16 protein-coding genes are annotated in these 21,704 nt (G+C 47.7%); 13 read left to right on the forward strand and 3 right to left on the reverse strand.

Annotated features, from left to right (window positions below):
• The 6 genes from ACMXI2_RS10180 to ACMXI2_RS10205 all read left to right on the forward strand — a co-directional run bounded on the left by ACMXI2_RS10180 (nucleotide 1) and on the right by ACMXI2_RS10205 (nucleotide 13,000).
• Nucleotides 1-1,275 carry a TolC family protein gene (locus ACMXI2_RS10180; RefSeq protein WP_483781487.1) on the forward strand — a complete coding sequence of 425 codons (1,275 nt, stop codon included), beginning with the start codon at nucleotides 1-3 and terminating at the stop codon, nucleotides 1,273-1,275.
• 14 nt (nucleotides 1,276-1,289) lie between these two features.
• On the forward strand, nucleotides 1,290-2,399 hold the full coding sequence (locus ACMXI2_RS10185) for an efflux RND transporter periplasmic adaptor subunit (protein ID WP_483781488.1): 1,110 nt from the start codon (nucleotides 1,290-1,292) through the stop codon (nucleotides 2,397-2,399).
• 11 nt (nucleotides 2,400-2,410) lie between these two features.
• Nucleotides 2,411-5,536, forward strand: coding sequence for an efflux RND transporter permease subunit (locus ACMXI2_RS10190; RefSeq protein WP_483781489.1), 3,126 nt, complete (start codon nucleotides 2,411-2,413; stop codon nucleotides 5,534-5,536).
• A gap of 275 nt (nucleotides 5,537-5,811) precedes the next feature.
• Nucleotides 5,812-10,602 carry an Ig-like domain-containing protein gene (locus tag ACMXI2_RS10195; protein ID WP_483781490.1) on the forward strand — a complete coding sequence of 1,597 codons (4,791 nt, stop codon included), beginning with the start codon at nucleotides 5,812-5,814 and terminating at the stop codon, nucleotides 10,600-10,602.
• A 2-nt stretch (nucleotides 10,603-10,604) separates the two neighbouring features.
• Entirely contained in the window at nucleotides 10,605-11,531 is a 927-nt protein-coding gene (locus tag ACMXI2_RS10200; protein WP_483781491.1) for a PorP/SprF family type IX secretion system membrane protein, read from the forward strand.
• 11 nt (nucleotides 11,532-11,542) lie between these two features.
• A complete protein-coding gene (locus ACMXI2_RS10205) occupies nucleotides 11,543-13,000 on the forward strand; it encodes a tetratricopeptide repeat protein (RefSeq protein WP_483781492.1) in 1,458 nt (485 codons plus the stop codon).
• Here ACMXI2_RS10205 and ACMXI2_RS10210 read toward each other — a convergent pair.
• Complete coding sequence (locus tag ACMXI2_RS10210) at nucleotides 12,936-14,021, reverse strand: AI-2E family transporter (RefSeq protein WP_483781493.1); 1,086 nt, start codon at nucleotides 14,019-14,021, stop codon at nucleotides 12,936-12,938. The two genes, ACMXI2_RS10205 and ACMXI2_RS10210, sit on opposite strands and share 65 nt — an antisense overlap.
• A 141-nt stretch (nucleotides 14,022-14,162) precedes the next feature.
• Here ACMXI2_RS10210 and ACMXI2_RS10215 point away from each other — a divergent pair, with 141 nt between their 5' ends.
• Nucleotides 14,163-15,248, forward strand: a complete 1,086-nt coding sequence (locus ACMXI2_RS10215; protein ID WP_483781494.1) for a family 20 glycosylhydrolase — start codon at nucleotides 14,163-14,165, stop codon at nucleotides 15,246-15,248.
• A gap of 45 nt (nucleotides 15,249-15,293) precedes the next feature.
• Here ACMXI2_RS10215 and ACMXI2_RS10220 read toward each other — a convergent pair whose 3' ends face one another.
• Nucleotides 15,294-16,214, reverse strand: a complete 921-nt coding sequence (locus tag ACMXI2_RS10220) for a helix-turn-helix transcriptional regulator (protein ID WP_483781495.1) — start codon at nucleotides 16,212-16,214, stop codon at nucleotides 15,294-15,296.
• 456 nt (nucleotides 16,215-16,670) lie between these two features.
• Between ACMXI2_RS10220 and ACMXI2_RS10225 the strand changes: the two genes are divergently transcribed.
• The 3 genes from ACMXI2_RS10225 (at nucleotide 16,671) to porG (ending at nucleotide 18,359) form a co-directional block, all read left to right on the forward strand.
• Nucleotides 16,671-16,907 (forward strand): hypothetical protein, encoded by a 237-nt coding sequence (locus ACMXI2_RS10225; RefSeq protein ID WP_483781496.1) that lies wholly within the window; start codon nucleotides 16,671-16,673, stop codon nucleotides 16,905-16,907.
• Nucleotides 16,908-16,975: 68 nt separating this feature from the next.
• On the forward strand, nucleotides 16,976-17,323 hold the full coding sequence (locus ACMXI2_RS10230) for a DsrE family protein (protein WP_483781497.1): 348 nt from the start codon (nucleotides 16,976-16,978) through the stop codon (nucleotides 17,321-17,323).
• A 208-nt stretch (nucleotides 17,324-17,531) separates the two neighbouring features.
• The gene (gene porG / locus ACMXI2_RS10235) at nucleotides 17,532-18,359 is read left to right on the forward strand and encodes a type IX secretion system protein PorG (RefSeq protein ID WP_483781498.1); all 828 of its coding nucleotides are present in this window, start codon (nucleotides 17,532-17,534) and stop codon (nucleotides 18,357-18,359) included.
• A 211-nt stretch (nucleotides 18,360-18,570) separates the two neighbouring features.
• Here the strand turns inward: porG and ACMXI2_RS10240 are convergent, their stop codons facing one another.
• Entirely contained in the window at nucleotides 18,571-18,786 is a 216-nt protein-coding gene (locus ACMXI2_RS10240) for a hypothetical protein (RefSeq protein WP_483781499.1), read from the reverse strand.
• 47 nt (nucleotides 18,787-18,833) lie between these two features.
• Between ACMXI2_RS10240 and ACMXI2_RS10245 the strand changes: the two genes are divergently transcribed.
• From ACMXI2_RS10245 to ACMXI2_RS10255, 3 genes are all read left to right on the forward strand, one after another.
• Complete coding sequence (locus tag ACMXI2_RS10245) at nucleotides 18,834-19,166, forward strand: hypothetical protein (protein WP_483781500.1); 333 nt, start codon at nucleotides 18,834-18,836, stop codon at nucleotides 19,164-19,166.
• 104 nt (nucleotides 19,167-19,270) lie between these two features.
• Nucleotides 19,271-21,193, forward strand: coding sequence for a menaquinone biosynthesis decarboxylase (locus ACMXI2_RS10250; protein ID WP_483781501.1), 1,923 nt, complete (start codon nucleotides 19,271-19,273; stop codon nucleotides 21,191-21,193).
• Nucleotides 21,165-21,662, forward strand: a complete 498-nt coding sequence (locus tag ACMXI2_RS10255) for a DUF6265 family protein (protein ID WP_483781502.1) — start codon at nucleotides 21,165-21,167, stop codon at nucleotides 21,660-21,662. The genes ACMXI2_RS10250 and ACMXI2_RS10255 overlap by 29 nt, the downstream gene beginning before the upstream one ends.
• Nucleotides 21,663-21,704: the final 42 nt, after the last annotated feature.

The following is a 21,704-nucleotide window of genomic DNA, read 5'->3' on the forward strand; positions in this document are numbered from 1 at the left end:
ATGATCAATAGATTAGCAGGGCTTGTACTGTTTGCCACTGTGTTCCGTATTACAGCATCAGCACAGGTTAAAGATACACTGACACTAACGTTGCCACAGGCGGACCAGCAATTCCTGCAAAGAAATATTCCTTTACTTACACAGCGTTACAGCATTGATTCGGCCAAAGCAGGCGTGATCACCGCGAAGCTGTACGATAATCCACAGGTGACCTTTGAGAATGTGTTATATAACCATACCACCCGGAAGTGGTTCGATTTTTCTTACGAAGGACAGAATAGTTTGCAGGCGCAGCAGTTGTTCAAACTGGCCGGCAAGCGCAATAAGGCAGTGAAGCTGGCTCAGAGCGGGGTTAAGATGAGTGTGTACCAGTTCTACGACCTGTTACGTACCCTCCGGTTTTCTCTTCATGATAATTTTTACGATCTCTATTACAAGGAGCAGTCGTTGCAAATATTTGCCAGCCAGGTTGCTTTTTTGCAAACGGTAGTGCGTGTGTTTACTGCGCAGCAGGCGCAGGGGAATATTGCGCCGAAGGAAATTGTGCGTATCAAATCTATGCTGTACGATTTGCAGCATGATCATTTGCAGTTGCAGCTGGAGATCCAGGAAACACAGTCCGATCTGGCGTTGCTGATGAGAGTGCCGCCTGGTACAGTGATCCGGCCGGTGTTGCCGGAAGGCGCCGGCGATAGGCCGCGGGCATTGGAATACAGTTTTCAATTGTTGCTGGATACTGCGCGGGAGAATCGTTATGATCTGAGGATCGCGCAGGAAACGGTAAACTATAGTCACCTGAACCTGCGTCTTCAAAAGTCGATGGCCGTACCCGACCTGCAACTAGGAATCTCGTATGATAAGCAGGGCAACTTTGAACGTAACTACAACGGTTTGAGTGTATCCATGCCATTGCCTTTTTTTAACAGGAACCAGGGGAATATTAAAACCGCACAGGTAGCGCTGGAGAGCAGCAAACTACAGCTGGAGGGGCAGGAAGATGAGCTGGCGCATGAAGTAATGAATAGCTTGCAGCAAGCGTTACAAACGGAAAAACTGGTGAGTGAGTTTGATCCCGGTTTTGAAAATGAATATACCACGATGATGCAAGAGGTACAGAAAAATTTCCGGCTTCACAATATCGGGTTACTGGAATTCATAGATCTGTATGATGCTTACCGGAACAACGTACTCAAAATGAATGAGCTGAAATACGACCGGTTACACGCACTGGAGTCGCTCAATTTCACCACCGGCACACTTCTTTTTCATCCCTGATAAATTCTCTTTACATGCAATATTTAGTAAAATGTTATATACCTGCAATTGTTATCATTATATCCTTTAGTGGTATCATCACAGGCTGCGGCAGTGAAGTGACGCCTGAAGAACCGCGTTCATGGTCGCTTTCGGACTCACTGCTCCGCACGCTGGTAATTGATACCGCTACCGCCCGCCCGGTTGAAAATGAGCTGCTCCTTACAGGGAAGATCACGGAGAATGAAGATAAAACTGCGCGCATTTTCCCGATGGTGAGTGGCATTGTAACCGCTGTAAAAGTTCATTCCGGCGATTTTGTACAAAAGGGACAGGTGCTGGCTATTATTAAAAGCCCGGAGATGGCAGGGTATACAGCTGATCGGCGTATATCCGTTAACGATATGGAAACCGCCAAAAGGAATATGGAAGTGGCGGCATCTTTTTATAAGAGCGGGTTAAATTCCCTGCGGGAATATGAAGAAGCAAAAAGTACTTACGACAAGGCTGTGGCAGCCTATAATAAATCGCAGGCTATCCTGGATATCAATGGCGGCGGGCATCGTACGGACTATGCCGTGAAAGCGCCGGTACCCGGATTTGTGATCAGCAAGCGCGCGGCCGAAAGTATGCAGTGGCGCCCGGATAACACCGATCCTGTTTTTGTGGTAGCCGATCTCAACGAGGTATGGGCGATGATCAACATTTTTGAATCGGACATCGCTGGCATACGCGAAGGAGATAAAGTAGAGATGAGCACTTTATCTTATCCGGATAAAATTTTTTATGGTACTATTGACAAGATCTACAATGTACTGGACCCTGAAAATAAAGTGATGAAAGCCAGGGTGGTGGTGAGTAACCCTGGCTTCCTGCTGAAGCCGGAGATGTTTGTGCGTGTGAGAGCCCATCGTCATTCCGATAGTAATACCGTAAGCATTCCCTCAAGGGGGATCATTTTTGACCGCGACAAATACTTCGTGCTGGTGCGTTCCAACGCGAAATGTGGCGTGACTGTGAAAGAGGTGAAAATTGACAAAACCAGCGGTGGACGGGCCTATGTGAGTGCCGGCTTACAGGAGGGCGACCGGGTGATAGCTTCCCGGCAGGTATTCATTTATGAAACGCTGAAGGATCAGCAGTAAAGGTCATCACTATGAACAGATTTATTAAACGCGTGCTTGCTTTTTCTTTAAGCAACAAATACTTCATTTTTTTTGCCACCGGTATATTGGCTATTGCCGGCTACATCAGTTTTAAGCAGATCGGCGTAGATGCGTTCCCGGATGTAACCAATACTTCCGTGACTATCATCACCCAATGGCAGGGCAGGAGTGCGGAAGAAGTAGAGAAGTTTGTAACAAGACCGATAGAGATTGCCATGAACCGGGCGCAAAAGAAAACATATATCCGTTCTTCTTCCCTGTTCGGACTTTCCGTGGTGAAAGTAATTTTTGACGACGGTGTGGATGATACTTTTGCGCGGCAACAGATCAATAATAATATTACATCGGCTTCCCTGCCGGATGGAGTAGATCCCGAAATAGAACCGCCATACGGCCCTACCGGGGAAATTTACCGGTATACGCTTCAGAGCAGCAAGCTCTCTGTAGCCGAGCTGAAAACCTTGCAGGACTGGGTAATTGAGCGGAACCTGTTATCCGTGCCCGGTGTAGCGGATATTGTAAGTTTTGGGGGAGAGGTGAAAATTTACCAGGTGACCATTGATCCTGATAAGGCGGTGCAGTATGATATTACGGCACAGGAGATGTACCAGGCATTGTCTAAAAGTAATATCAACGTAGGGGGCGATGTGATTGTAAAAAATGCGCAGGCTTATGTGGTGAGAGGGATCGGAATACTCAATAACACCGAAGAAATTAAGAACATTATTGTAGACCATATCAATGGTACGCCCGTACTGGTAAAGGATGTAGCCGATGTAAGTATATCGGCGCTGCCGAGGCTGGGGCAGGTGGGGCGCGACCAGGACTATGATGTAGTGGAAGGCATCGTGGTAATGCGGAAAGGGGAGAACCCTGCGGAAGTGATAGAAGCGCTGAAGCAGAAGATAACGGAGCTGAATACACGTATTTTACCTGATGACGTAAAGATAAAGTCCTTTTATAACCGGGAAGACCTGATCGACTTTTCCACGCATACTGTGTTGCACAACATGCTGGAGGGGATCATTTTTGTAACGGTGATTGTGTTCCTGTTTATGGCCGACTGGCGCACTACGGTGATTGTATCTGTGGTGATTCCGCTGGCGTTGTTGTTTGCGTTTATTTGTTTGCGGATAAAAGGGATGAGCGCTAACCTGTTGTCGATGGGGGCGATCGACTTCGGGATCATCATTGACGGGGCGGTGGTGATGATGGAAGGGATTTTTGTGGTGCTGGACAAGAAGGCGCATAGTGTGGGGATGGAACGGTTTAATAAACTGAGCAAGGCGGGGATGATCCGTAAAGCCTGCCTGGAGAACGGGAAGGGGATCTTTTTTGCGAAGCTGATCATCATTACAGGGTTGCTGCCCATCTTTACTTTTGAGAAAGTAGAGGGAAAGATGTTTTCCCCGCTTGCCTGGACGCTGGGTTTTGCCTTGCTGGGGGCGTTGATCCTTACGTTTACACTGGTGCCCGCGTTGGCGGGTGTATTGCTCCGGAAGAACGTAAAGGAGAAGCATAATATTTTCCTGGCGTTTATTAACCGTGTTACACTCCGCATCTTTAATTATTGTTTCCGTTACCGGCGTGTAGCCTTTACCGTTTCACTGGCCGTACTGGCGTTTGGGTTATACTGCTTCCGTTTTTTAGGAACAGAGTTTTTGCCACAGCTCAATGAGGGCGCTATTTACATCAGGGCCACGGGACCGCTGAGCACATCGCTGGAGGAGTCGGTGAAGGTAGCTAATGATATCAGGCGGAAACTGCTCACCTTCCCCGAAGTGAAGCAGGTGATGTCTCAAACGGGGCGGCCTAATGATGGTACAGATGCTACGGGGTTTTATAATATAGAATTTCATGTAGACATTTACCCGCAAAATGAGTGGAAGAGCGGGTTATCGAAAGCCGGGCTGATAGAGCAGATAAATGGAAAGCTGGCGGGTATTCCCGGTATTACCCTGAATTTTTCCCAGCCGATCATGGATAATGTAGAGGAAGCGGTTTCCGGTGTGAAGGGTTCTATTGTAGTGAAGTTATTCGGAGATGATTTTAAGTTGATAGAAGATAAAGAGGAATTGATAGAGAAGATACTGAAAGGTGTGCCCGGTATCGAGGACCTGGGGATACTGCGTAATATTGGTCAGCCGGAATTACGCATCAACCTGAACCAGCAAAAGATGGCGTTGTACGGGGTTACCACAGAAGACGCCAACTCCGTGATAGAGATGGCGATTGGCGGGAAGGCTGCTACCCGGATCTATGAAGGGGAGAAGAGCTTTGATCTTCGTATACGCTATCCGGAGAGTTTCCGGGAAAGCGAGGTATCGATAGGGAATCTAACCATACCGACTATACGGGGAAATAAGATTCCGTTGAAAGAAATTGCGGAGATAGATCATATAGTGGGCCCCAGTATGATCTATCATGATAAGCATATGCGTTACGGCGCCATAAAATTTTCGGTACGGGGCAGGGATCTGGGCAGCACTATTGCGGAGGCGCAGCAGAAGGTGGGTGAGCAGATCACTTTACCAAAGGGGTATTCGCTGGAGTGGGCCGGTGATTTTGAGAACCAGCAACGGGCTACCAAACGGCTGATGCAGGTGGTGCCTATCAGTTTGTTGCTGATTTTCCTGATCCTGTTTATACTTTTCGGAAAGGTGAAAGATGCCTTGCTGGTATTGAATAATGTGCCGTTTGCGATTATCGGCGGGATCTTTTCGCTGTGGCTTACCGGTATGAACTTCAGTATATCCGCGGGTATTGGTTTTATTGCTTTGTTTGGAATCTGTGTACAGAATGGTGTGATCCTGTTGTCGAAGTTCAAAACGAATGTGCGTACTATGCATCGCGGGGGTGATTTCAGCCTGGCAGCGGCTATCCATGATGGGGTGGAGTCGAGGATACGCCCGGTGATTATGACCGCCATGATGGCGGCGATCGGGTTATTGCCTGCGGCCACCAGTATGGGCATTGGTTCGGAAACCGCACGACCGCTGGCGCGTGTGGTGATAGGCGGTTTGATCACAGATACCTTCTTTAATCTTTTTATATTCCCGGTTGTGTTTTACTGGGTATATAAAAACAGGCTGAAGAAGGATCCATTATTATCATAGCAATTGGTTGTTGATTTATAGTGAGAAGTTGCTCCGGTATTTCCAGGGCAACTTTTTTTATAAATGTAATGGCTAAACGAACTTAACCATTGCATTTAAAGTTATTTTGAATATTTTTGAGTCTGTTAATAAGAGATACTGTATCTATGGAGAGTTGTTTCAACTCATCTTCTCTATATTCAACTTTTTGTCATAACCGCTGCCACAAATGAGTTACTGTTTAATTTCATTGTATTATCAACCGGAGTTATTGACGTAACACTACTTCCATATCCATGAATTTAAGTTGTGATCCCGGCTTTGTTTCAAAGCTGAAGGCCCTTTTGGGGTTTATCGTGCTGTTCCTGCTGATGTATGTTCCTGCATCGGCAAATGGTGACAATACCTTGAATAAAACTACCCTGCGGGTAGCCGCTCCCTTTGCCAATACACCGCCCCAGGCGGCAAGAGATAGTATGTTGGTGCGAACAAATATATCCACTACCGGAAATGTACTTGCCAACGACACCGATCCGGAGAACGACGGATTAACTGCTTCACTGGTCACTGCGCCGGTAAATGGTACTGTAGTGCTGAATGCCGATGGAAATCTTACCTATACTCCCAATGCGAACTTTAATGGTGAGGATAGTCTTGTTTACCAGGTATGCGACAACGGCACACCATCGTTGTGTGATACGGCTATCCTGTTGTTCCGTGTGGGGAATCATGCCCCGGTAGCGATAACAGACAATACTATTGTGCAGGAAGACACCCCTGCCAGCGGTAATGTACTTACCAACGACAGCGACATAGATGGCGATGGAATAATTGCATCGCTGGTAACTGCACCGGTGAACGGCACGGTGGTACTGAATGCGGATGGCAGCTTCACCTATACGCCCAACAACAATTACAATGGCGCAGATAGTCTTATTTACCAGGTTTGCGACAATGGTACACCGTCGCTTTGTGATACTGCTACGTTGTTGCTTTATGTGTCTGGCGTGAATGACGCGCCAGTTGCGGTAGATGATAATATTCCTGTAACGGAGGACACTCCCGCAACGGGTAATATACGCAGCAACGACAGTGACCTGGAAACCACCACAGATTCGCTGATGGTTTCTTTAGTAATCGCCCCTGTTCATGGCACCGTTATACTGGATCAGGAGGGTAATTTTACTTATACGCCTGCTGCCAATTACAGCGGACTTGATAGTTTGATCTACAGGTTATGTGATCCCGACTTCCTTTGTGACACAGCTAAGGTGATTTTTACGATCACTACTTTGAATGATGCGCCGATAGCGATGCGTGATACGCTAACAGTTACAGAAGATACCCCTGCTACAGGTAATGTGCTGACCAATGACACAGATATAGAAGGTAATGCGTTAACCGCTTCGCTGGTAACAGCCCCGGTACAAGGCACGGTAGTGTTGAATGCAGATGGTAGCTTTACCTATACGCCTAACGCCAATTACAACGGTGCTGACAGCCTTATCTACCAGGTTTGCGACAACGGTACGCCGTCGCTGTGCGATACGGCCACGCTGTTGTTTAATGTGGCCGAGGTGAATGACGCACCGGTAGCGGCACGCGATACACTTGCAGTTACAGAAGATACCCCTGCTACAGGTAATGTGCTGACCAATGACACTGATATAGAAAATAATACGTTAACTGCTTCTCTGGTAATAGCCCCGATACAAGGGACGGTAGTGTTGAATGCAGATGGCAGCTTTACCTATACGCCCAACGCCAATTACAACGGTGCTGACAGCCTTATTTACCAGATTTGCGACAATGGCACACCGTCGCTGTGCGATACGGCCACCGTGTTGTTTAATGTGGCCGGAGCGAATGATGCGCCGATAGCGGTGCGCGATACGCTTGCAGTTACAGAAGATACCCCTGCTACGGGTAATGTGCTGACCAATGACACTGATATAGAAGGTAATGCGTTAACCGCTTCGCTGGTAATCGCGCCCGTACAAGGCACCATAGTGCTGAATGCAGATGGCAGCTTTACCTATACGCCTAACGCCAATTATAGCGGCGCTGACAGCCTTATTTACCAGGTTTGCGACAACGGTACGCCGTCGCTGTGCGATACGGCAACCTTGCTGTTTAATGTGGCCGAGGTGAATGACGCACCGGTAGCGGCACGCGATACGCTTGCAGTTACAGAAGATACCCCTGCTACAGGTAATGTGCTGACCAATGACACTGATATAGAAAATAATACGTTAACTGCTTCTCTGGTAACAGCCCCGATACAAGGCACGGTAGTGTTGAATGCGGATGGCAGCTTTACCTATACGCCTAACGCCAATTATAGCGGCGCTGACAGTCTTATCTACCAGGTTTGCGATAACGGTACGCCGTCGCTGTGCGATACGGCCACGCTGTTGTTTAATGTGGCGGGTGTGAATGACGAGCCGGTAGCGATGCGCGATACGCTTGCAGTTACAGAAGATACCCCTGCTACGGGTAATGTGCTGACCAATGACACTGATATAGAAGGTAATGCGTTAACCGCTTCGCTGGTAATCGCGCCCGTACAAGGCACCATAGTGCTGAATGCGGATGGCAGCTTTACTTATACGCCTAACGCTAATTATAGCGGCACTGACAGTCTTATTTACCAGGTTTGCGATAACGGTATGCCGTTGCTGTGCGATACGGCCACGCTGTTGTTTAATGTGGCGGGTGTGAATGACGAGCCGGTAGCGATGCGCGATACGCTTGCAGTTACAGAAGATACCCCTGCTACGGGTAATGTGCTGACCAATGACACTGATATAGAAGGTAATGCGTTAACCGCTTCGCTGGTAATCGCGCCCGTACAAGGCACCATAGTGTTAAATGCGGATGGCAGCTTTACTTATACGCCTAATGCCAATTATAGCGGCGCTGACAGCCTTATTTACCAGATTTGCGACAATGGCACACCGTCGCTGTGCGATACGGCCACCGTGTTGTTTAATGTGGCTGCAGTGAATAATAAACCGGTAGCGGTGAATGATAGTATCGCCGTAACAGAAGATGTCCCCGTCACAGGTAATGTGCGCAACAACGACAGCGATCCCGAAACCGCCACAGACTCATTGGTTGTTTCGTTAGTGACCGGGCCAACACACGGTACGGCAGCGCTGAATGCTGATGGAGACGTAACCTATACGCCTGCTGCTAATTATGGCGGCGTCGATAGCCTGATTTATAAGTTGTGTGATCCGGATGGACTTTGTGATACCGCCACGGTAGTGTTTACGATCACCGCTTCAAATGATGCGCCGGTAGCGGTGAACGACAGTATCGCTGTAACGGAAGATATTCCTGCCAGCGGCAATGTACTCACCAACGACAGCGATGCAGAAAATAACGCCTTGACTGCTTCGCTGGTAACTGCGCCTGTCAATGGCACGGTAGTGCTGAATGCAGATGGCAGCTTCACTTATACGCCTAATGCGAATTATAACGGCGCCGACAGCCTTATTTACCGGGTTTGCGACAACGGTACGCCTTCGCTGTGTGACACGGCCACGATGCTGTTTAACGTAGCGCCGGCGAATGATAAACCGGTGGCAGTGAACGATTCGCTGACTACTGTACGGGGTATTGCTTTAAATGGCAATGTGCTGTTGAATGACACGGATCCGGAAAACAACACTTTAATCGCTTCAGTTATTACCACCACTGCAAATGGCGCCCTGGCACTCAATGCAGATGGAGCTTTCACATATACTTCCACCGGAAACTTTACGGGAGTGGATGTAGCCACTTATAAGGTATGCGACCCGGGCGGTGCCTGTGATACCGCCTTACTGGTGATAACGGTAACGGCGCCTGCAGAAGCACCGGTAATTGGGGCGGCTATGAGCGCAGCTGAGCCGGTGTTGCAACCCGATGGTAGATACAGGACCACCTTTACTATTAAGATAAAGAATTATGGCAACGTGAGTTTGCAACAGGTCACCGCAAGCGATAACTTATCAGCTGCTTTTGCCGCAGCAGCAGGATTCAACGTGGTAAGCGCCAATGCCGGCGGAAGACTCGTTATCAATAATGCGTTTGATGGTACAGGTAATCAGCAGTTACTATCAGCGGGAAGTATGCTGGCAGCCGATGAAACAGGTACTATCAGCCTCGTGGTGGATATTATTCCTAACGGCAACTTCGGTCCGTTTAATAACAGTATAACCGTTACCGGTACCTCGCCGGCGGGAACAATGGTGAGTGATATCTCCAACAACGGCACGGAAGCTGATCCTAGCGGCAACGGCTCTCCGTCGGATAATGGAGAAGACGCCCCAACACCAGTGACACTGAAAGCAAACGCCGTAGCAGGTTTAGCTAAAACAGTGAGTGTGCCGGTGCTGGAAGTAAACGGCGACTACACCGTGACTTATACGCTGGTAGTTCAAAACCTGGGCAATGTACCGGTTACAAATCTGCAGGTAACTGATGACCTGTCCGGTGTATTTGTTCCTCCAATAACGTTTAACATCACCGGTGATATTACCGCTACCGGTGGGCTGGTGGCCAATAACAGTTTCAATGGCAGCAACAATATTGAATTACTGGCAGCGGGCAGCCAGGTGGCTGTGAGTGCCGGTGACACCATCCGGTTTGCAGTAAGGGTAACGCCGAATAAACAATCAGGTACCTTCAACAACAGCGCTTCCCTGAAAGGTTCCGCCGCCGGTATTGCCGTCAGTGACCAATCGACCAACGGCCTGCAGGCCGATCCGGATGGAAACGGTGTACCCGATGAAAGCGTAGTGACCCCGGTAACGTTGAACCCTACACGCTTACATATTCCGGAAGGATTTTCTCCTAACGGCGATGGCAGAAACGACCGGTTTGTGATCGGCAATGCCGGTAATGACAAAATCTCCCTGGAAGTATATAACCGGTGGGGAAGTGCCGTGTACAAAAACAACGATTATAAAAATAACTGGGATGGCAGAAGTAACCAGGGATTGCATTCAGGAGATGTAGTGCCCGACGGAACTTACTATTATATTATTACGGTAAATGGAAACGACCGCTTTGCGAGCTTCATTACAATAATGCGTTAGTTATGAAAAGAATCATTATAGTGCTGGTATTTTTTCTTTCATCGTATCTACAGGTAGATGCCCAGCAGGAACCCATGTATACACAATACATGTTTAATATGATGGGGATAAATCCCGGCTATGCCGGAAGCCGGGGTATTTTAAGCGCCACTGCCTTGTACCGGCGGCAGTGGGCAGGAATGGAGGGCGCCCCGGAAACGGGCAGCATTGCATTTGATATGGCTACGCGCAATGAAAAGGTAGGACTGGGCATCCAGGCATATCATGATAAAATCGGGATAACCAATACCAGTGGTTTTTATGCTACTTATGCGTACCGGATCCGTTTTCAGAATTCGGGTTCGCTGGCAATAGGCTTGCAGGGAGGCTTCAGTAATTATAAAGCAAACCTTACAAAGGTAGACCTGATAGAAGGCGGTGACCCCGCGTTTGCACAGAATATCAATGCAATCCTTCCTTCTTTTGGAACCGGTATTTATTATAACACGGACCGGTTCTATGCAGGATTTTCCATTCCTAACCTGGTGCAAAGCCAACTGCGGAAAGATCAGCTATACTATGAAACAGATGTGCTGGCAAAGAAATACATGCATTTCTTTTTTATCGCCGGGTATGTGTTTGATCTGGGAGAATCCTTTAAACTGAAACCATCTACCCTCGTAAAAGCAGTGAAGGGTGCGCCGGTGCAGGTAGATATCAATGCCAATCTCTGGATAAAGGATCTTGTTTCCTTTGGTGCTTCCTATCGCACAGGAGATGCGGTGGCAGGGATGTTTGAAGTACAGGTAACAAATCAGCTGCGTATTGGCTATGCCTATGATTACTCTATTTCCAACCTGGTTAAGTATAACCAGGGAACACACGAAGTGATGCTGAGATATGAATTCGGATGGGAGAAAGGCAGGATTTTATCTCCCCGTTATTTTTAAACTCTACGATGATGATGAAGTGTTTTTACTATCTCTGTATATTATTTTTACTGCCGGTTATTACGTATAGCCAGCAGCGTTACCCTTTGAGTGCCGCCGGAAAATCCTATGCAGCGATGAAGTATGCGGATGCTATTTTCTATTATAAGAAAGCGCTTAAAAAAGACTCATTGAATGCGGAGGCAATAGTGCATCTGGCAGAAAGTTACTATAAAACCCAGCAGTATACGGCTGCCCTGAAATGGTATGAAAAGGCGCTGCAATTGCCTGCTGCTGATACGCTCAGTTATTACCGCTATGCGCAGTTACTGGCTATGGACGGGCGTTACCCGGAAGCTGCCGCTGCTTACCGTAAATGCAGGGATAAAGGTTTGGGAGATGAAAACCTGTCTGCCACCATCGCTTTATACGAACAGGGCGCCACTGCATTGTACAGGGATACTGCTTCAGTGAAAATAGGATTGCTGAATATTAACAGCGGGTATGCCGATTGCTGCCCCGTATTTCACCGGTATGGATTATTGTTTCTTTCTGACCGCCCGGTAACAAAGACATTTAAAACTGTTTCGGCGTGGAACGGCAGCAGTTTTCTCACTTTGTACCAGGTAACAGATACGGCTTCTGTAAGGGATGCAGGGTTGCATACACCGGAGCTGGCAGCAAGATTGAGTTATGCTCCCGGCGATGTACACAATACCGACAACAGCCGGAACAGCAGCAACGATAGCCGGAAGATCGCGGTGAATCCGCAGTTTAACTTTGTACCCGTTCCGCACCAATTATCTGTAAAAGTGGTGACCCGTTATGACCGCCGGCTTGGGAACCGTTATCATACCGGCCCGGTGGCATTTAACGCGAAACAGGATACGTTGTTTCTTACGCGTAACCAGCAGAAGGGAAGTGGTTCCACGGTTAACCGGCTGCGGTTGGATGTGTTGGTGGCGCGGCATGATCACTGGGAATTGTTGCCGTCATTTCCGTTTAACAGTGCGGACTATAGTACTGGTCAGCCTGCGCTGCACCCGGATGGACATGTGTTGTTTTTTACTTCCGATATGCCGGGAGGTTTCGGTGGGAAAGATATTTATTACGTGATGAGAACCGATAGTGGCTGGAGCATGCCCGTAAATGCAGGTCCACATGTAAACACCGCCGGTGATGAAATGTTCCCTTATGTGGCGGCTACGGGGCATTTATACTTTTCATCCGACCGCTGGCCGGGTTTAGGCGGACTGGATATTTTCAGCGTACAACTGGATGAACAGTATAAGGCTGTTGGAACGCCGGAAAACGCAGGTGCGCCGGTGAACAGTTCTCGCAACGACTTTGGCATTTTATTGTATGACCAGGGTCGTAAAGGGTTTATCAGTTCTGACCGGCGCGGCAATGATGATATTTATGGATTTAGTCTTTCTTCACCACTTTCACCTTCTTTACTTTCGGTTTGGCTTCATCGCCAAGCAAAATAGCCCAGGGGGTCATCTCTTCTATATTCTGACAAATAATTTTAATAATAGCGATGGTCGGAATAGCGAGGAACATACCAGGGATGCCCCATAACATATTCCCGAGCACCACACCGATGATGGTGACCAATGCATTGATCTTTACTTTGGCACCCACAATGCTGGGGAAAAGCACGTTACTGTCGAGTACGTGGATGAGGAACAGGGCAACACCTGCCTGTAATGCCTGTATAGGCGTGCCCGTAGCCAGTGTTACCAGGATGATGAGAATAGCTGCCGTTAAGATCCCTACATAAGGAATGATATTGAATATGGCCGCCATTACGCCCAGCAGGATAGCATATTTAATTCCCAGGATAAAGAACAGCACGGTATTGAGAATAGCTACAATTACCATTTCTATCATCAGTCCGCCTACATAGCTTTTAATAATGGTGCGTGTGCTGGTGATTACGGTGAGTAATTTCTCGCGGTGTTGTTCCTGGAAGATCTTTATCAGGAAAGATACCAGTAACCTGCGGTAGAAGAGGATAAAGAAAGCATACAGGAATACAAATACCACGAACACCAGCAAGGAGGAAAGCGACAGGAATGTTTGGCTGATAAAGCTGGTGGCAGTTCCGAGAGTGCCCATCATGGTTTTTTCCACGTAGCTCATTTGTGTGCTGGAGTTGATATGAAATTTGGTGTTGATCCAATCCTGGGTGGAATCGATCACCAGCATGAGTTTTTGTTGCAGTTGCGGGAAGTCGGAGATGAAGGCTTCCATTTGTTTGGCGAGGAGGAGCATCAGTAACAGTATCCCGATGATAAACAGGAGCACCGCTATGATGGCCGCGAGCCCGCGCGGGATGCGCCATTTTTCCAGCTGGTGAACAACGGGCAGCAGCATGATGGCGATAAGCATGGCAAACATCAACGGAACAATGATACCGCTGCCAACATGGGCTATATATATGATGAGAATAATCGAAAACAGGGTAAAAGTGAGACGGGCAGTAAACGGTAGTTTGATCTCGTTCATAGAGGTAATGCTTTTATCAAAGATATTAAAAATCAAAGTGTATAACATTAGAATGCTCATTATACATTTGTTCCGGCGAAAAGGTTGCAGTTGCGCACTGCTTTTATTATTTTACGGCATGCCTGTAAAAAATTAAGTGTTATGAAAAAACTGTTTGCCCTTTTACTGCTTGTTTGCGGCAGTAGATCTATTTCCTTTGCCAAACCCCTGCCGGTTGATACCTTACCTGTTCGTGGTTTTTGTATAGCTGCGCCCAGAGCGGAAGGACTGGCCCCATTCCTGAAATTTATTGACACAGAACTGGCGCCGCGGCATATCAACACATTGGTGCTGCGTGTTGATTTTAATTACCAGTTTAAGTCGCACCCGGAATTGCGCGATGCCGGCGGATTAACCGAACAACAGGTAAAGCAGCTGGTGCAAACCTGCCGTAAGCATAACATCCGGCTGATTCCGCAGATCAACCTGCTGGGGCATCAGTCGTGGGCGGGTACTACCAGCAATTTACTGAAGGTATATCCGGATTTTGATGAAACGCCCTGGGTGAAAATGCCCGCGAAATATGTATGGCCAAATGCAGATGGGTTGTATTGCAAGAGTTATTGCCCGTTGCATCCGGGTGTACATAAAATAGTATTTGAGTTAGTGGATGAGATCTGTGAGGTATTTGAGAGTACCGCCTTTCATGCAGGTATGGATGAAGTGTTTTATATCGGGGAAGACGAATGCCCGCGTTGCGGTGGCCGTGACAAAGCCGAATTATTTGCCGGGGAGGTATGGACAATCCGGAATCACCTGGCGCAGAAGGGGCGTGAGTTGTGGATGTGGGGCGACAGGCTGCTGGATGGCAAGCTAACGGGTTTAGGCGCCTGGGAGGCGAGCATGAACAATACGCACCGTGCGGTGGACCTGGTTCCAAAAGATGTGGTGATCTGCGACTGGCATTACGAGCGTCCGGATAAAACGCCGGTATACCTGGCAATGAAAGGATTGTCGGTGATCACCTGTCCGTGGAGGATGCCGGCCAATGCAAAGCTGCAGCTGAAAGATATGTATGATTACCGGGCAAGTGCCACTAAGGAGATGAAGCCGCGTTTCCAGGGAATGATGCAAACGGTTTGGTCGGATGCAGCGGGGTTCCTGGATGAGTTTTACGGAACGGGCAAGCCGCAGAAGGATACGGTGAATACGAGCGCCAATTGCTTCCGGACTGTATTTACCAAATAAATAAAGGAACAAACGGAATGATCAGGAGATCATTCCGTTTTCTTTTTAATAGTGTTTTTTGAGCAGCGGGATAAATATTTCAGAGTATGTTGGTCCGTCCAGCGAGATGAAGAAGTGGTTCCCGCTCATTTTGAATACGCCTTCCTTACAGTTCATGCTGATAAAATTATACATCGGCATACCAGCAGTGGCAAAGTCCATTGGCACCGGCAGTTTGAGGTAGTTGCCGCCTGCTATCCGTTTTGTGGCGAGATAGGAGTGGTTTTTCTGCAACTGGATATGTGCAGTTATGGCGGAAGCCGGAATCAGCAATCCCGCGAACATGGATAGTTTTTCATAGTTGGTTACCGGCACGGCATCGAGGGTACCCGTAATGATCCTGCTTTGTGGCAGATCGTATAATATCTGCATCTTTTTAAACAGGTTGTGATGGGTGTTCATGCGGGCGATCATTTCTGCGACCGGGTCCTGGCCGCGTGAGATGAAGGAGTAGTACAAAATACTATCCGGCATTCTGAGTTTTTCACAGCGGTCGTAATTGAACAGTTCCTGGAATGCTTCACTGCCTAACGCTGCCGTGATGGTTTTAGTGATCTGCAGCGTCCTGTTTTCATTGGGTAGGATAATGATGCGGCGGAAATCTTTCGGACTTTCTTTAAAATGTAGTTTAAATGCTTTGCTGAAAGCAGCGGTAGTGGCGTATCCGCAATACTCGCTTATTTCGCCGATATTATAGCCACTGTGCCGGAGCAGGCCAGCGCCAAGTTCCAGGCGGTGACGTTTAACATAGTGCCAGAATGGTTCTCCCATGTAATTCACAAAGTTGTGATAGAAGTAGGAGTAGGAGATGCCGAGGCGTTCTGCCACATCTCTGATATTAAAGGGATCACTGACATGATCATCTGCATAAGATAACCCCTGTAAAGCAAAATTTTCAAGTTGTTCTTTAGTCAGAAGGGCGGCCATACAATATGAGGGATTTAGTTGATTTTCATTGGATCCGGTACATGCTGATTTACGTCCTGATTAAGAAGATAAGTACATGAACATTATCCCTAATTTAATTTTTTTTATGATCACCGGAGACGTAAATTTCTGGATCATTTTATATGGTTGACTTTCAATATGATATATTTTTTATTCAGTATAAATATTTATAATATATAGAAAATTTGTTGCCGGAGAAGAGATTCCCGGGAGAAATAAAACTGAAAAAAGCTAAAATGGACAAAGTGTTAATGACGGGAATCAATATCTTTAGCTGTCGTGTCGTGTTTACATCGTCAGCCGAGCTATTCATACAGTTTTTATAGCCTGAATTATTTTGTCCTATCGATCCTGTTATGGAGTTGCGGCCTTCGCAACACCATTTCCCGGTGGTTTAGCATAGTTGATTGATATGATCGTATAACCTTTTATCTTATGGTAGCCGTCATCATTGTTTTATCATTATTGTTGTTACTGGGGTGGGCAATCCTGTACCACCATTTCAGGGCTTTGCGGGTAGCCAATGTTAATCTTGTAAAACAGGCGCAAAAAGAGGCCTCATTACAGTACCAGCTGCGTGAGGCCAGGGAAAAACACAGCAAGCTGGAAGAGAAGCTGAGAAAGATACAGTATGAGTTACATCATGAAAAACGAAAAGAGAATCATCTCTGAAAATAACATCCACCTTATGTTGATGCCATGACTTCCGGATTTGCCAATATTTAGTTAGGTTTGTCAGCATGCAGGTAGTTTTTCAAATCACATCCGGTGAGCGGGATGCCCAGCTGTCTATGCTCGGGCAGCTTAATAATCTTCTTAATTACACCAACGAACGTAAAGCACGTATAGCCATAGAGGTGGTAGTACATGGTCATGCCTGGAATTTATTGCTGCCCGACGGTCATCCTTTCCCTGAAAAAGTATCGGGCTTGCATGGGCAGGCCGTCCGTTTCCTCATCTGCCAAAATACCCTGAACAGCCGTCAGCTGGCAACAGACCGGCTGTTTCCCTTTGCAGAGGTGGTGCCTGCGGCAATAGCACACCTGGTGGAAAGGCAACAAGCCGGATGGGCTTATATAAGATGCTAGTTTAATTGTTTATTAGTTAATTGGTTTATTAGTTTATTTTTACATTTTTAAAGTAATGTGCCGGGAAATGGCGGTAGAAAGTTTGGGAGGGGGCACCAAATAAAAATTGTGATAATAACGTTAAATGGTTGCACGAATAATAAGGACTAACCTCTTAAACTTAAATACATTGAAATTCTCCAAATCTACCGGAATACTGTTGTTATTCATGGCAGTTCCCTTTTTCACCTTTGCGCAGGACTGGCATGTCGGCGCTTTTGCAGGTATCAGCAATTACAGCGGGGATCTTACCCAGCAACGGGTGGATATGAAATATACCAGGCCTGCACTCGGGCTGCTGGTGAGAAAGGATATTAACCGTTACCTCACTATCCGCGGATCCTTTACCTGGGGTATTGCTGCCGGTGCCGACAGCACCAATGCGGCCAAAGAGCTGGTGGCCCGTAACCTTAGCTTCCGGACCAATATTTTTGAAGGTAGCCTGATTGGCGAAATCAACTTTTTCGACCTTGATGAAAAAGGGTTTACGCCTTATGTGTTCGTTGGTGTGGGCGGTTTTGGTTTTGATCCTACGGCCAAAGACCAGTCGGGTAACCGGGTGCGGCTTCGTCCCCTGGGTACGGAAGGGCAGGGATTACCGCAGTATCCTACCCGTCAGCCTTACGACCTGTTTTCCTTCTCTTTTCCGTTTGGAGCGGGTGTAAAAGCGATTATTAATGATAACTGGACACTTGGATTTGAAATAGGGCTTCGTGCCACTACTACGGATTATATGGATGATGTGAGCACCAACTATGTAGACCAGAATACATTGCTGACGTATCGTGGTCAGAAGGCCGTGGACATGGCTTACCGGGGCGATGAGGTAACCGGGAAAGTGACGCCGGGAACGTATCCGGCAGATGGCGCTATACGTGGTTCTGATAAGCATAACGACTGGTATGCGTTTTCCGGGTTTACCATTACTTACCGCTTAGGTGGTGGTAGTGGCTGGGGCAAACAAAAAGCTACCCGTTGCCCGATACTCAGACCGTAATATATTGATAACCAAACTGTTTAATACTTTATTTATCTTTTCAATCCCGGCATGCCGCCGGGATTTTTTTATTGGCATAGTTGTTGAATTTATGAGTTCAAACAGGTACTAATGCAGCCACCAGCTTATGGCGGATCGCAGAATCAGAAATCGCGGAGAGAGTAATGAAACAACAGCCGCTAAAAAATAAGTTGGTGTGCAACTGCCTGTTTTAACTAACGAAAAAGAAGTGCCATGAGGAAGTTTTTAAATATAGCTTCAGTGATGTTGATAACAGGTTCAATGAGCCTTTCCGCACAGCAAAGGCCGCCTGCACCACCATTACCGCCAGGATTGCCCCGGCCACCAGCTCCGCCAACACCACCGCATCATCATAAAAAACCGTATAAAAAGCATTCCCGTATGCGGGTTGAGAAGAATAACACACCACAATTTTTATTTGCCAACCGATCTTGAACTAAACACCAAAGAAACATGAAAAAAGTACTGCTGTTGATGCTGCTTATTGGCGGCACTGTGCTCACCACTTATGCACAAAGGGGATATGACAGGGGACATGGACGTGGTCACGGATACGGACATGGACGCGGACATGACCGTTATGATGATGACCGATGGGAAAGACGCGAGCGTCCCAGAAGAGTGTATGTACGCGACAGGTATGACTGCTACCGCCCTGAAAGAGTGGTATACGCCAGACCGGCTTACTACCCGGCCGTAATACCTGTTCCGGTACCAGCTCCGGTACGCTATTACCCGTCAAGGCCAAGAGCCGTATTCCACGCGGGTGTTACCATCGTGAACTGATAACTGAAAATGGAATAAATGAGATGCCTCCCATATTTAATGGGGGGCATTTTTTATTGCGGTGCGGGATGGTTACTTTTGTTGATTGGTAATAAGATTCAAACATGGCATATAAAAATCTCAGACACTTTATAGACACGCTGGAACAGGCAGGAGAACTGGTGCGCATAAAGACTTATGTGGACCCTAAACTGGAAATCGCTGAAATAACAGACAGGGTCAGCAAATCGCCGGATGGCGGCAAAGCCCTGTTGTTTGAAAATACCGGTACTGACTTCCCCGTGCTGATCAACTCTATGGGTAGTTACAAGCGTATGTGCCTGGCGCTGGGCGTGAGTGAACTGGACGATGTAGCCGGTGAAATTGAAAATCTCTTTAAATTATTATCCAAACCAAAGGAAAGTATACTTGATAAACTGGCCCTGCTGCCAAAGCTCGGACAGTTTGCTTCCTGGATGCCAAAGGTAGTGAGCGGAAAAGGCAGCTGCCAGGAAGTAGTAATGACTAACCCGGATCTCAGCAAGCTGCCGGTGCTTACGTGCTGGCCTAAAGACGGCGGCCCTTTTATCACCCTGCCCGTGATCCATACCAAAGACCCGCTTACCGGCACCCGCAACGTTGGGATGTACCGCATGCAGGTATTTGAAAAAGATATGACCGGCATGCATTGGCATAAACACAAAGTATCCGCAAAACACTTCATGGAATACAAGAAGCTGAATAAGCGTATGCCCGTTGCCGTAGTATTGGGCGGAGATCCTGTTTATACTTACTCCGCTACCGCCCCGCTTCCGGAAAACGTGGATGAATATATGCTGGCCGGCTTTCTCCGTAAGAAGAAAGTGGAGCTGGTGAAGTGTATCACCCAACCGGAAATAGAAGTACCCGCCGATGCTGATTTTGTGATTGAAGGTTATGTAGAACCTTCTGAAGACCTCATCTGGGAAGGCCCTTTCGGGGATCATACCGGGTATTATTCATTGGCCGACTGGTATCCTAAATTTCATGTAACGGCTATTACGCATCGCAAAGATGCCGTATATCCGTCAACGATAGTAGGCATTCCACCGCAGGAAGATGCCTGGATAGGTAAAGCCACCGAACGTATTTTCCTGGCGCCTATCAAAATGACGCTGGTGCCTGAAATCATTAATATGGAAATGCCTGTGGAAGGCGTGTTTCATAACCTGGTGATTGCGCAGATCAAAAAAGACTATGCCGGGCAGGCGCAGAAGGTGATGAATGCCATGTGGGGCGCAGGCCAGATGATGTTTAACAAGATCCTGGTGGTAACAGACGACGGCACAAAGATCACCGATTATAAGCAACTGGCCCGGTATGTCTTCCAACATCTGAACCCCGCTGCCGACATATACCTGAGCCAGGGACCGATGGATGTACTGGACCACTCCTGCTCCAAAATGGGCTTTGGCGGTAAAATGTGTATCGATGGTACCCGTAAATATGAGGAAGAGCAGGATACTACTTTTATATCTGTTCCGGCTCCACGCCAACTGGATACTGCTGCTATCATGCAGCAGTTCCCGGAAATCAAAGGCATCAACGCTTCGTTGCTGCCGCTGGATATTTCGGGTATCCTGGTAGCGGTGGAAAAGGCGCGTCCTTCGCATATCCGGGAGCTGAATGAACAGCTGTATACCCTGCCTGCGCTGGCAGGCGTTAAGATGATCCTCTTTGTGGAGCACACCGTAGATGTAAGTGATCTGGCATCTGCATTATGGCGTTTCTGCAATAACCTGGACCCTAAGCGCGACAGCTTTATTGTCCGGGTACCTTCCGGCGAACCCGGTAAATATATTGGCGGCATTGGTATGGACGGTACGCTGAAAACCAGACTGCTGGACAATTTTGAGCGCGACTGGCCTAATATCATTGTAGCGGACGACGCTACTATCCGGAAAGTGGATACCAAATGGCCTGAGCTGGGTATCGGGCCTTTACTGACTTCTCCTTCTCTCAAATACAAACAACAGATCTATGGCGAAGAAGCGGTGGTACAGCAGTAGTTACCTGTTGCTGATCCTGTTACTGGCTGGCAGCCTGCGGGCAGCCGGCCAGGTAAGTCCTGCCGATTTCCGTTTCCTGGACAAGCTGGAGGGTACCTGGAAGATGAACACCCGCAAAAGTACCATCGTGGAAACCTGGAGCCGGATCAACGATTCTACCTGGAAGGGGAAAACCTGGCGGGTAGTGGGGGCGGACAGCGCCTTACAACAGTCCATGCAACTGGTGAGAAGAGGAGCCGATATCTTTTATATTCCTGCCTATGAAGGGCAGGACAAGCCGCCTGCCATACACCTGAAACTGCGGGTTTTGAAAGCCATTGGCTTTGTGGCGGAAGACCTGAACAACGATTTTCCAAGGAAAATTACTTACCGTTTTAAAGATGCCAGGCACCTGGATGCCCGCGTAGAAGGCGTGCGGGACGGTACTACAGAGGAATACATTTTCCAGTATTCTATCTCTCCCGAATAAAGATTCCCGATTGCGTAAATCATTTTCCCACTTCGAGAAAGC

It is taken from the genome of Chitinophaga sp. G7 BAM 1005 (assembly GCF_057126945.1).